Source organism: Curvibacter sp. AEP1-3, assembly GCF_002163715.1.
Taxonomy (GTDB): Bacteria; Pseudomonadota; Gammaproteobacteria; order Burkholderiales; family Burkholderiaceae_C; genus Allorhodoferax.
Map to the genome: position 1 here is coordinate 3,879,182 of NZ_CP015698.1, position 11,933 is coordinate 3,891,114.

Below are 11,933 nucleotides of genomic sequence, written 5' to 3' on the forward strand. Positions count from 1 at the left end.
GTTTGTAACTTGTGGCATCCGACTTGCTTGATGGAGGTCAAGCGGCCTCGCCAGGCCCCGAACACAGGGAGTTGGAACCATGACCGAAGCAGTCAGGCTGGATATCGACACCTTCTTGCCTTACATGCGGGATGTGATCCGGTGTGAAGGCGCCCTGCACGAACTCAACCTGATGTGGCGGCTGATCGAGTCGTCCGCCAAGATGAATTGCCCGGACGAGGCGCAGGCCATCCTCCCCACCATGGCCGCCACCCGCGAGGGCTTTACCCGGCTGGAGCATGAGCTGGTGGCCAGCCTGGTCAGTGAGAAAGTGGGCACGGTGCTTGATGAAATCGGCACCCAGGCGCAGTACGTCATCGACATCGTGGTGCGCAATCTGTACGAGCGCACTGCCGACGTCGGCTTTCTGGCTACCGACAACGAGCTGTGCAACTTTGTGGCCGGTATCACCGAAGACCAGGCCGCTGCACGTGCGCGCTTGCGGGCCTATGCCACCAAATACACCGTGTATGACGAAATCATGTTGCTCGACACCGCGGGCAACGTGCTGGTCCAGATCGACGAGACCACGCCCATGGAGGGCAGCGATGACCCGCTGATCGCGCAAACGCTGGCCAGCGACGGCTTTGTGGAGACATTCCGCTTCAGCCGGCTGCGCCCCAACAAGCGCCTGGCCCTGATTTACTCCAAACGCATGCTGCACCCCCAGACGCAGCGGGTGGTCGGCGTGCTGTGCCTGTGCTTTCATTTCGAGCAGGAGATGGCGGGCATCTTCCGCTCGCACCGCGATGCGGCCAAACGCTCCAACATGCTGCTGCTGGATGGCGATAACCGTGTGATCGAGTCCGCAGACCCGACCTGGATTCCGCTGGGCTCGGTGGTGCCGGTGAATCACAGCGCATCACCACGTTTGTGGGTGTTCATGGGACGGCAATATTTGGTCCGCACCTTCCGCTCAGGCGGCTATCAGGGCTACCCCGGCCCGCCGGGCTGGCAAGGGCAGGTCATGATTCCGGTGGACATTGCCTTCACCGGGCGCGACACCCAAGCCCTGGCCGCGCTGGATACGGGCATGCGCAGCGGTTTGCTGTCGCACGCGCAGGCGCTCTCGGGGCCTTTGTTTGAAATCATGGCTGCGGCCGAGACCATACGCTGCGTGGTGTGGAACGGGCAGGTCATGTCGGCCGGTCAGCAGGGCGACCTGAGCAAGCTCAAGGCCATCCTCGCGCAGATCAGCGAAACCGGTGCCCGCAGCAACGCGCTGTTTGCCAAGTCGATCGGCGATTTGTATGAAACCGTACTCAACACCAGCCTGCAAAAGGCTGAGTTTGTGGCGCGCTTGCTGGTGGATTTGTTGGACCGCAACTTGTACGAGCGCTCTGACGACTGCCGCTGGTGGGCCCTGACACCGGAGCTGCGCCAGGCACTGAGTGCGCCGGTGTGGACCGATGCACTGGCCGAGGAGGTGACCGGCATCCTCCGTTACATCAATTCGCTCTACACCGTGTACACCCGCTTGTTTGTGTACGACGCAGAGGGGCGCATTGTGGTCAGTACCGAGCTCGATGAAACCCATGGTCCCGGTATCGCTGGTGAGCAACTCGATGCGCTCACGCTGTCCCGGGTCAAGGCGCTGCGCACCGAGCAAGACTATTACGTCACGCCTTTCGGTCCGGACCCTTTCTACGGCGGCCAGTCCACCTACACCTACCACGCAGCCGTGCGCGACCCGCTGCGCCCGGACCGGGTAGTGGGCGGTGTGGGCATTGTGTTCAATTCGGCACCGGAATTCACTGCCATGCTGCGCAGTGGTGTGGGCGAGCGCCCGGGCATGCAGGCCTTGTTTGTAGACCGCGCGGGCAAAGTCATTGCAAGCTCCGACCCGGGCATGCCGGTAGGCGCTCAACTGGGTCTGCAGACGGAAGTGCAGCAACTGGCGTCCGGACGCAGCCTGTCCAAGGTAGTGGAGCGCGGCGGCAACTACACCATCATGGGCAGCGCCGCATCCCAGGGCTATCGGGAATTCAAAACCAGCGATGGCTACCGCGATGACGTGATTGCCGTGGTGTACGACGCTTTGGGTGCAGTGCGCGAGGGCCAGGGCCGTAGCGCTGACCTTGAGCTACCCTTGGTGGGCCTGCAAGGTGGCGAGCGCGCGGAGTACGCCACCTACTGGGGTGTTGGCAAATTGTTTGCCCTCTCTGCAGAGCATGTGCAGGAGGCCGTGTCGGCGGCCAAGCTCACCTCGGTACCGGTCGACGATGGCCGCGGGCGGGTAGGCCTGATGGCCTGGACGCAAAACGGCCGCGAGCAGGCTTCGGTGTGGGTGTTTGACCTGTGCCTGTTGCTGACTGGCCGTCGCGCAGTGGTGCAAAAGAGCAGCCAGATCATTGTGCTGCGCCATCAGGATCGCTTGCTCGGCCTGCTGGTGGATGCCCTGCATGGTGTCACCGAGTTCCGCACCGACCAGATCATTCCAACGCCCTTCGGCGGCAACGCTGGCCGGCCCGCGCTGGTGAGGGCCTTCATCAAGGCCAATGGTGGTGATGTGCTGGTGCAGGTGGTGGATGTGAAAGCTTGCTTCGAGCGCGTGTACGACTAGGCTGCAGCCACTCGGCGCGTACGGTAGGCCTTGGGCGTGAGCCCGAAATGCTGGCGGAAGCAGCGGATGAAGTAGCTGGCGCTGGCAAAGCCGCAGCACCATGCCACCTCTTTGATAGCAGCATCGCCCTCTGTCAACAAGCGGGCGGCGCGAGCCAGGCGCTGCTGCAGGATGACCTGCCACAGGTGATCGCCCGTGTGGCTGCTGTACAGGTGCGACAGGTAGTCCGCCGTGCAGCCCAACTCCTGGGCCAATGAAGCGACTGTCAGGTCTACCTCGCCCATGCGGTTTTGCACCAAACGGCGCAGCTGGTTCAACAGGGCTGGCTCTTGCGACAGGGTCTTTTGCGGGGCATCGAGCAAACGGGCCACGCTGCTGAGCGCAGCGGCGAGCAAGGCCCGTTGTTGCAGTGGCCACAGCCCGGGTGAATCCTGCGCAGGCGGCCGGGCTGCATCGCACAACCAGCCTTCAATGCGCATGGCCTCCAGGTGGCTGCAAGTCTCCAGGTACAAGCTGGCGGGGTGGCCGGGCCGGTCTTCATGGGCCAGGTGGCAGGACATGCGCTGGCTGTCCGCAGAGATCACCATGTTGGAAAAAGCCTGTCCCTCACACCCGCTCACCCGCTCGTCGTGCAGCAGCTTTGGCGGTACCACCAGTACCTCGCCCGGCATGAGAGTGAGCTGCGCGTGCGGGAAGGTAAAGGTCGTTTGCCCCTGCAACTGCAAAAACACCTCCGCGTGCAAATGCATGTGCCCCGCGCCGCGCAGGCTGTCCTCTGGCAAAGGCGGCGGGTTACGCAATTGCAGGGTCCCGGACGCCGCTTCTTGGATAAACCCTGCCAGCGCGCTGCGCATGTGATTGGCGTGCACAGGCGCATCCGGGTGATCGCAGGCAATGGCGGCAATGCAGGGACCATCGCCTTCGATGCTATCGAGGATATTTACTACTTTTGACATGGGAGTGGTATCGAATTCCTAACGAGAGTATCAGTCTAATGATTACGCTATGGGGATGGAAAACCTGTTTTCGCGAGCCTTAGTCATTTTGAACTCTGCGCAATTTTCTAAGAATTTCGCTATTTTCGTGTCGGAGGCAGCCCATGCACGCAGCTGAACATCACGGCACGCCCGCGCAGTTACGCCGCGCCATTTGGGCGACGCGGGGCCTGTTTACCGTGCTGGGCGTCTTCAGCGCGGTATGGGGCGTGCACATTCCGTCCGTCAAGCGTCAGTACGACCTGGGCGAGGCAGCGCTCTCGCTGGTGCTGGTCGCAGCCGCGCTGGGGGCAATTGCAGCATTGTTCTTCGCGGGCCGGGTGATCGGCCGGCTGGGCGCGCGCAATGCTGCAGCGGCTTGTGCGGCGGTGATGGCTGCCATGTTGAGCATGGTGTTGCATTGGCCGGGGCTGCCGTGGGTGTTGGCGTCCATGCTGGTGTTCGGTGCTTCGCTCAGCGTGTACGACGTGGCCATCAATACCGAAGGCTCGGTGCTGGAGACCGCAGGGGGGCGGCCCATCATGGGCAGCTTGCATGGCATGTTCAGCGTGGGGGCCATGGCGGGTGCGGCGCTGGCGTCCGGCCTCTTGCGTGCCGGGGTTCCTGCCACCTGGCAGTTGTCGGTGGTGGCCGTGTTGGTGGCGCTGTGCATTCTGGTGGGCTCGCGCTGGATGCTGCCCACGCCGGCGCCCAGCACCCAGCCCAAAGCGCACTTCACTTGGCCGCGTGGCGCCTTGCTCATCATGGGCTTGCTCACCTTTGCTGGCATGAGTGCCGAGGGTGTGATGTTTGACTGGTGTGTGCTCTACCTGCAGCAGGAAGTACGCATGCCGCACGAGCTGGCGGCCTTGGGCTACTCCGCCTGTGCCGGGGCCATGGCGGTGATGCGATTTGCCGCCGACCGGCTGCGGGCCCGCCATAGCGAGCAGCGTTTGCTGCAGGTGAGTGGCTCCATCACCGCGGTGTCCATGGCGGTGGTGCTCATCGTCGGGCAGCCGTGGGTGGCCATCGTGGGCTGCGGGCTGGTGGGTGCGGGGCTGGCGATGATTGTTCCCATCCTCTACGGCGCAGCGAGCCGCGTGCCGGGCACCACGCCGGCTGCGGCGATTGCTGCAGTCTCGTCCATCGGCTATGCCGGTTTTATGGTCGGTCCGCCGCTGATTGGTGTGATCGCGCAGCACGCATCGCTGACCGCTGCCATGGCGGTGGTGGTAGTGGCTGCCACCATTCTCGCCCTCAGTGCCCGTTTTGTGCCGGAGAAGGCGGCTTGATCAGTGTGGGCGCAGCTTGACCAGTAGTGCCTCAAAGGGGCGCAGGGTCGGACTCTGCAGCCGCTGCGCCAGTTCGGCGTTATCTGTCTGGTAGTTGCCCAGCAGCAGCTCTGCGGTTTCGAACTTCAACGCACCATCCCACAGCACAGTTTGTGGTTCGGCGCTGAAGTTGCACAGCACCAGCAGGCGGGCACTGTCGCTCTCTGCAGTCCGCATGTAGGCCACTACATGGGGGTGCTCCGGCAGCAACATCTCCGTGCGGCCGTGCACCAGCAGAGGCTCCTGCTTTCGCAGGGCTATCAGCTGGTGGTAGTGGTGGAACACCGAGTCCGCATCGGCTACCGCTTGGGCTGCATTGATCTCCGGGTAGCGCGGGTTCAGCGCCAGCCACGGGGTACCGGTGGTGAAACCTGCGTTGGGGCTATCGCTCCACTGCATGGGGGTACGCGCGTTGTCCCGGCCCTTGGCCCAAATGGATTGCATCACCTGCTGCGGGTCCTGGCCGCGCTCGTGCACTGCCACGCGGTACATATTGCGGATCTCGATGTCTTGGTAGTCCTCGATGCTTGGAAACTGCACATTCGTCATGCCCAGCTCTTCGCCCTGGTACACATAGGGCGTGCCCTGAAAGCCGTGCAAAAAGGTGGCCAGCATTTTGGCGCTTGGCACCCGGTAAACACCGTCGTCCCCGAAGCGGGATACCGGGCGGGGCTGGTCGTGGTTGCACAAGTACAGGCTGTTCCAGCCATGTTCGGCCAGTGCATCCTGCCAGCGCATCATGCTGGCTTTGAGGTCGGGCAGGTGCAGGCGCTTGAGGGCCCACTTGCCGTTGGGGTGGCCGCTGATGCAATCCAGGTCCATGTGCTCGAATTGGAACAGCATGTTGAGCGCACCTTCCTGCGCGTGGGTCAGCTCCACGCCCTGGCGGATGGTGGCCAGCGGTGCCTCGCCCACGGTGATGGTGTCGTAGTGGTCCAGCACCTGCTCGCGCATTTCGCGCAGGAATTCACCCAGCTTCGGGCCGTTGCAGCTCAGGGCGAAACCCGGCTGCAAAAAGCCTTCGCGTACCACCGGCGCTTGCGGCAGGCTGCCATCGGCATTCCAGGGCTTGGAGATCATGTTGATGACGTCCATGCGGAAACCGTCCACCCCCCGGTCCAGCCAGAAGCGCATAAGGGCATACACCTCCTGGCGCAGAGCCGGGTTCTCCCAGTTCAGGTCCGGCTGTTTTTTGCTGAACATGTGCATGTAGTACTCGCTGGTGGGCTCGTTCCATTCCCACACGGAACCGGTGAACGCGGCTTCCCAGTTGGTGGGAGGTGATCCGTCCGCCTGCGGCTCGCGCCAGATGTAGTAGTCGTGGTACGGGTTGTCGCGGCTTTTGCGCGCCTCGGTAAACCAGTGGTGCTCGTCCGAGCTGTGGTTGACCACCAGGTCCATCATGAGCTTGATGCCGCGTGCATGCATGGCCGCCAACATGGCGTCGAAGTCGGCCAGCGTGCCGAACTCGGCCATGATGTTGCGGTAGTTCGAGATGTCGTAGCCGTTGTCGTCGTTGGGCGAGCTGTAGATGGGCGAGAGCCACACCACATCGACACCAAGCTGTTGCAGATGGTCCAAGCGGGAGGTGATGCCCGGCAGGTCGCCGATGCCGTCGCCATTGCTGTCAGCGAACGAGCGGGGGTAGATCTGGTAGACGGTGCTGTGTTTCCACCAGGGGGTACCGGTGCGTGTGAGGGCGTTCATGGATGCTTACTTGCGGGAAGAGAGAACAATGCCGGAGACGATGAGCACAAAGGCCAGCGCGTGGTAAAGCTTGGGTGCTTCACCCAGGAAGATGGACGACAGCACTGCGGTGAACAAGGGTGTGAGGTTGATGAAGAACCCCGCTACCGCAGGGCCCGCACGAGAGACGCCGGCCCCCCAGGTGCCATAGGCAATGACCGCGGGCCCCAATGCAATAAAGGCCAGTGCGGCGGCAAGCCCGAGGCTCCAGTCGATGTGTGCGGGAGTGAGCAGCCATTCACCGCTGGTAAACGCCAGAGACCAGCCCAGCCCGAACACAATCTGCCCCATCAAGAAGGTGGACCAGTCGGAGCGGATTTCTTCGGACTCGGGGGTGGGGTGGGCCAACAACCAGCTGTAGGCGGCCCACCCGATGGACGCCAGCAGCACATACAAATCGCCGGGCACAAGACGCAAATGGGTGATGACCTGCCAGTCCCCACGGCCCAGGACCAGCAGCACGCCTCCTATGGACAGCACCGCGCCCAACAGTTGTTTGCGCGACACCGGTGCCTTGAACAGCAGGCGGCCGATGAGCAACATCCACACCGGTGTGCTGGCACCCACCAGCGTGACGTTGATGGCGGTGGAGGTGTTCAGCGCCAGATACAAGAGTGCGTTGTATCCACCGATGCTGAACAGGCTGAGCAGGGCAAATCGTTTCCATTGCGGCCACAAACCGCTGTTAGCGCGCAGCACGCGGCTGGCCAGGGGCAGCAAAATCAGGAAAGCAATGGCCCAGCGCAGCAGGTTGAGAGTCATGGGCGAAATCAGCGGCGCCACCATACGGCCTACCACTGCATTGCCTGACCACATCAAGGGAGGAATCACAAGCAGGAGGGCGGCAGTCGGGGTCAGGCGTTGAGTCATGGCCTGCACTGTAGCAAGGAGTGCAAAGCTGTCGCCGGCCTGCGGTTGTTGCCGATTTCTGGCACCATGTTGTGCGTTCATAACAACCACCATCGATGGAGACAAAACCATGAGTTCAGTGACATCCCGCGCCATTCACATCGCCCAGCATGGCGGCCCCGAACAGCTGCAGTTGGTGCAGGTCACCGTGGGCGAACCCGGCCCCGGCGAGGTGCGCATCCGCCACCATGCGGTGGGGCTGAACTTCATCGACGTGTACCAGCGCTCCGGCCTGTACCCCATGAATCTGCCAGTGCAGTTGGGTATGGAAGCAGCGGGCGTGATTGAAGCAGTGGGCGAGGGCGTGAGTCATCTCAAAGTGGGCGACCGCGCCGCCTACGCCAGCCAGCCGCCGGGCAGTTACTGCGAAGTACGGGTGATGCCCGCCAAGTGCGTGTGCAAGCTGCCTGACGGCATCAGCTTCGAGACCGGTGCCGCCATGATGCTCAAGGGCCTGACCGCCCAGTACCTGCTCAAGCGCACGCTGCCTCAAGGCGGCTTGCAGGCCGGCGACTTTGTGCTCTTTCATGCTGCCGCAGGTGGGGTGGGGCTGATTGCCTGTCAGTGGGCCAAGGCGTTGGGCTTGCGCCTGATTGCGACTGCCGGTTCAGAAGAAAAATGTGCTCTGGCGCTCGCCAATGGTGCGGAGCATGCTATCAATTACAGAGCAGAGGACTTTGCGGCCCGTGTCAAGGAAATCACAGGCGGCCAGGGGGTGAAGGTGGTGTACGACTCGGTGGGCAAAGACACCTGGGACAAGTCGCTGGACTGTCTGGCCCCCTTCGGCTTGATGGCCAGCTTCGGCAATGCCTCCGGCCCCGTGGCCCCGTTCTCGCCCGGCATCCTCGGGCCCAAGGGTTCCATCTATGTGACACGCCAAACCTTGTTCACCCACATTGCTACCCGTGAAAGCACGCAGGCCATGGCGGACGACCTGTTTGACGTTGTGCTCAGTGGAAAAGTCAAGATCCACATCGCCCAGCGCTATGCCCTGGAGGATGTGCAACAGGCCCACAAAGACCTGGAAGCCCGCCTGACGACGGGCTGCACTATTCTGACCCTGTAAAGCCAGATGAATAAAAAAAGGGCACACCGTGTGGTGTGCCCTTTTTTGTTAGGGTGTTGAACCGTCAGAACAAGAAGCCGGCGGAAAGCACCTGCTCGTTCATCCAGAGTTCCTGATCGGCAGTGCCTTTGTAGACCGGCACACCACGCAGCACACCATAGGCAATCTTGTTGGTCAGTTCGACGTACATGGATTTGTACACGCGGTAACGCAGGCCGACCTCCACACCTGCAGTCCAGCCGTTGATTTGCCACCAATCGTTCTTTTTGAAGCAGCAGACGTTTTCGTTCTTGGGGCCCACTTCATTGGCGTTGCCGAAGATCACGTTATCGGCATGGGGCAGCAAGATGCCGGCGCCCACACGGCTGATCAGCTGCAAGTCACCCGGCTTTTGCTCCGGGCCCCGCAGGCGATGCAGCCAGACCGCGTTAATCATGATGTGGTTCAGGCCGTTGTGCAGTGCGTAGTTGAAGTTCTGCGGTGTGACCACCATCGACGTGATCCCGTTCGGAGCTGTGCCATCGACCGCTACGGTCTGGCCGTAGTCCACGTTGTATTTGCTGTGGTCGATGTTGAGTTCAACCGCAAATGTTTTTTCGGGGTTAAGGAACTTGCCGATCCGGATGTTTTCTTGCGGATTGGTGAAGTCCAGGTTGAACAGCGAGCTGATGGTGTCGCCGACGCTGGAAGGGAAGTCGCTGCCTTTGGCTTTGCGAATGGTGAAGTCATTGCCCAGCTCAGGTTGGGACACCCGGATGTCCGATGGTGCGTACTGCTGGCGGCTGTAGCCCCATGAGAAGTACCAGTTCTCATCATTGTTGATGGCTTTGTCGAACTTGGTGGTCACCGCGTTTGCAGCTGGTGTTGCCTCCGGGGCAGGCTGGGCATTCTGGGCTATGACCACACTTTGGGCCCAAGAGGCCGTACAAGGAGCCAGCGCCAACAGGGCGGCCAGGATCAGGGTTTTTCTAGTTGTGGTGGTCATAGGGGACTCGGGTGCGAGAGGTGCGCAACACCGGAAGAGCCGGTCACGCCAATAGGCATCGATTTTAAGTCATCCCCCTGTCAATCGCGGATTCTTGTCTTTGATCCGCCTCAAACCGGGCGGCTATTTCAGCGACCCGAAGTTTCCTGTGGCAAGCGCAAACGGTTGGGGGCCAGCTCACCTGCTGAATCCAGAATCGGGTAAGCGATAGAGCAGATATGCGAGTTGATGCGCTTGAGATCGCTGATCAAATCCAGATGCAGCGAGCTGGTTTCGATGCTCGGCAGGGTGTTGTCGGCCAGACGGGCGATGTGGGTAGCAGCGTACTGGCGCTCCAGATCACGGAATTTGGTTTTTTCTTCCAGCAGACGGCGTGCGTCACGCACATTGCCGTTCAGGAACACGCTCATGCCCAGGCGCAGGTTGTCCAGCAGACGGGCATGCAGTTCGCAAATCTCGGCCAGACCAGCTTCCGAGAACTGGCGGCCTTTGTTGATTTTTTTGTCCTCAATGTCCTGGATCACCCGCTCAATGATGTCGCCGATCTGCTCCATATTGATCGTGAAGCTGATGATGTCGGTCCAGCGTTTGGCTTCGTTCTCGCCCAGCGCCTCGCGGGAGATTTTGGTCAGGTAGTACTTGATGTCGCTGTAGAGCTCATCCACCGTGTCGTCCATCTTGCGCAGTTCCTGCGCCAGATTCACATCGCTTTCCTTCATGACCTTGATGCTGCCCATCAGCATGGTTTCCACCACATCGGCCTGGTGCATGGCCTCACGCACTGCGCATGAAATTGCCAGGCTGGGGGTGGCCAGTGCCGTGGGGTCGAGGTGGCGCTGGCGGCCGGCCACGGTGGTTTTGTCGGGCTTGGGCAACCAGTGCTCGACCCACCCGGCCACAACCTGGGTGAAACCGATAAACGCAATGCCCACCCCGATGTTGAACGCGAGGTGAAAGCCCACCACCAAGGTGGCCGCATCACTGATGTAGGGGCCGGCCACACGCATCCACATTCCGGGGAATAGCGACACCGCCAGCACGCCCAGCACCTTGAACACCAGGTTGCCTAGCGGCACCTGCCGGGTTTCGATGTTCGCGTTCAGCGTGGTCAGAACGGCCAGCAGGCCGCTGCCCAAGTTGGCGCCCAGCACGAGCCCGAGGGCCACATCCACCGGTATCACAGCGGTACTGGCCAGCGTCGCAGTCAGCAGCACGATGGCCAGGCTGGAGTACGACACCACGGCCAAGGTGGCGCCTACCAGTAGCTCCAGTAGCAGGTCACTGCTCAGGCTTCCCAGCAGTGCCTTGACGGCAGGTGCCTGAGTGAGGACGGCGGTGGATTGGGTGACCAGCTTGAGTGCCAGCAACATCAGGCCCAGCCCGATCAATACGCGGCCCACTCGACCGGGTGTGGTGGACTGTTTGGAAATGAACAGCACCACTCCCACAAAAATGAACAGGGGCGAAAGCCAGGACAGGTCGCGCGAAAAGACGACGGCCATCAGGCTGGTGCCGATGTCGGCGCCCAGCATCACGGCGAGTGCCGCGGGCAACTTGATAAGCCCCTGTCCTACAAACGAAGAGACGATCAGCGCCGTGGCAGTGCTGGACTGCACCACGGCAGTGACCCCGATGCCGGAGATGGCAGCGGCAAACCGGTTGCTGACGCTGCGGGACAGGATGGTGCGCAGATTGGCACCGAACACCCGGAGAATTCCCGTCCTTACCTGCTGAGTCCCCCACACCAACAACGCTATCGCGGCAAACAGATTCAGCAGGTGGGTCACGCAGGGTCCTTAAAGCAATTCGCGGTGAATTCGGATCAGGTTTTTCTGACCCGCAGCAGTTCGTCCAGTATCAGGCACATGGCCCCCACTGAAATTGCACAGTCAGCCACATTGAAGGCCGGAAAGTGCATGCCATTCCAGTGAAAGTCCAGAAAGTCCACCACATAGCCGTGCATCAGGCGGTCTACAACGTTCCCGATTGCACCGCCCAGAATGCAGGCCATCGCAAAGCTGAACAGCTTCTGACCCGCGTGCGAGCGCAGCAGCCAGACGATGACCGCTGCTGCCACAAAGCCCAGTCCCGTGAAGAACCAGCGTTGCCAGCCGCCCGCATCCGCCAGAAACGAAAACGCAGCGCCGGTGTTGTGCACCCGGACCACATTGAAGAAGCTGGTGACATAGGTGCTGTCACCCAAGTGGTAATAGCCGAGGATCAGCGTTTTGGTGAACTGATCTGCCAGCAGCAAGATAAAGGCCAAACCCAGCCACAGCAGCATGCCGCTGCTTTTGCCGGAGTCCATGCTGAAGGTCTT

The 11,933-nt window shown here is 61.5% G+C and carries 9 protein-coding genes; 3 read left to right on the forward strand and 6 right to left on the reverse strand.

Translation table 11 applies throughout. From position 1 onward, the window contains the following. Positions 1-79 precede the first annotated feature (79 nt). Positions 80-2,602, forward strand: a complete 2,523-nt coding sequence (locus AEP_RS18215) for a chemotaxis protein CheW (RefSeq protein WP_087496711.1) — start codon at positions 80-82, stop codon at positions 2,600-2,602. Here the strand turns inward: AEP_RS18215 and AEP_RS18220 are convergent. Next, positions 2,599-3,558 carry a helix-turn-helix transcriptional regulator gene (locus AEP_RS18220; protein WP_198301856.1) on the reverse strand — a complete coding sequence of 320 codons (960 nt, stop codon included), beginning with the start codon at positions 3,556-3,558 and terminating at the stop codon, positions 2,599-2,601. The genes AEP_RS18215 and AEP_RS18220 overlap by 4 nt on opposite strands. 143 nt (positions 3,559-3,701) lie before the next feature. Between AEP_RS18220 and AEP_RS18225 the strand changes: the two genes are divergently transcribed. Further along, complete coding sequence (locus tag AEP_RS18225) at positions 3,702-4,868, forward strand: MFS transporter (protein ID WP_087496712.1); 1,167 nt, start codon at positions 3,702-3,704, stop codon at positions 4,866-4,868. Here the strand turns inward: AEP_RS18225 and AEP_RS18230 are convergent, their stop codons facing one another. Further along, positions 4,869-6,614, reverse strand: coding sequence for a glycoside hydrolase family 13 protein (locus AEP_RS18230; protein WP_087496713.1), 1,746 nt, complete (start codon positions 6,612-6,614; stop codon positions 4,869-4,871). 6 nt (positions 6,615-6,620) lie between these two features. Next, on the reverse strand, positions 6,621-7,523 hold the full coding sequence (locus tag AEP_RS18235; RefSeq protein ID WP_087497416.1) for a DMT family transporter: 903 nt from the start codon (positions 7,521-7,523) through the stop codon (positions 6,621-6,623). Between the two features lie 109 nt (positions 7,524-7,632). Between AEP_RS18235 and AEP_RS18240 the strand changes: the two genes are divergently transcribed. Further along, positions 7,633-8,628, forward strand: coding sequence for a quinone oxidoreductase family protein (locus AEP_RS18240; RefSeq protein WP_087496714.1), 996 nt, complete (start codon positions 7,633-7,635; stop codon positions 8,626-8,628). 64 nt (positions 8,629-8,692) lie between these two features. Here the strand turns inward: AEP_RS18240 and AEP_RS18245 are convergent, their stop codons facing one another. The 3 genes from AEP_RS18245 to lspA all read right to left on the reverse strand — a co-directional run bounded on the left by AEP_RS18245 (position 8,693) and on the right by lspA (position 11,921). After that, a complete protein-coding gene (locus AEP_RS18245) occupies positions 8,693-9,613 on the reverse strand; it encodes a hypothetical protein (protein ID WP_087496715.1) in 921 nt (306 codons plus the stop codon). 128 nt (positions 9,614-9,741) lie between these two features. Then, positions 9,742-11,400, reverse strand: coding sequence for a Na/Pi cotransporter family protein (locus AEP_RS18250; protein WP_087496716.1), 1,659 nt, complete (start codon positions 11,398-11,400; stop codon positions 9,742-9,744). 35 nt (positions 11,401-11,435) lie between these two features. Continuing rightward, positions 11,436-11,921: a signal peptidase II gene (lspA, locus tag AEP_RS18255; protein ID WP_232460032.1), complete on the reverse strand. Its 486-nt coding sequence runs from the start codon at positions 11,919-11,921 to the stop codon at positions 11,436-11,438. Positions 11,922-11,933 lie beyond the last annotated feature (12 nt).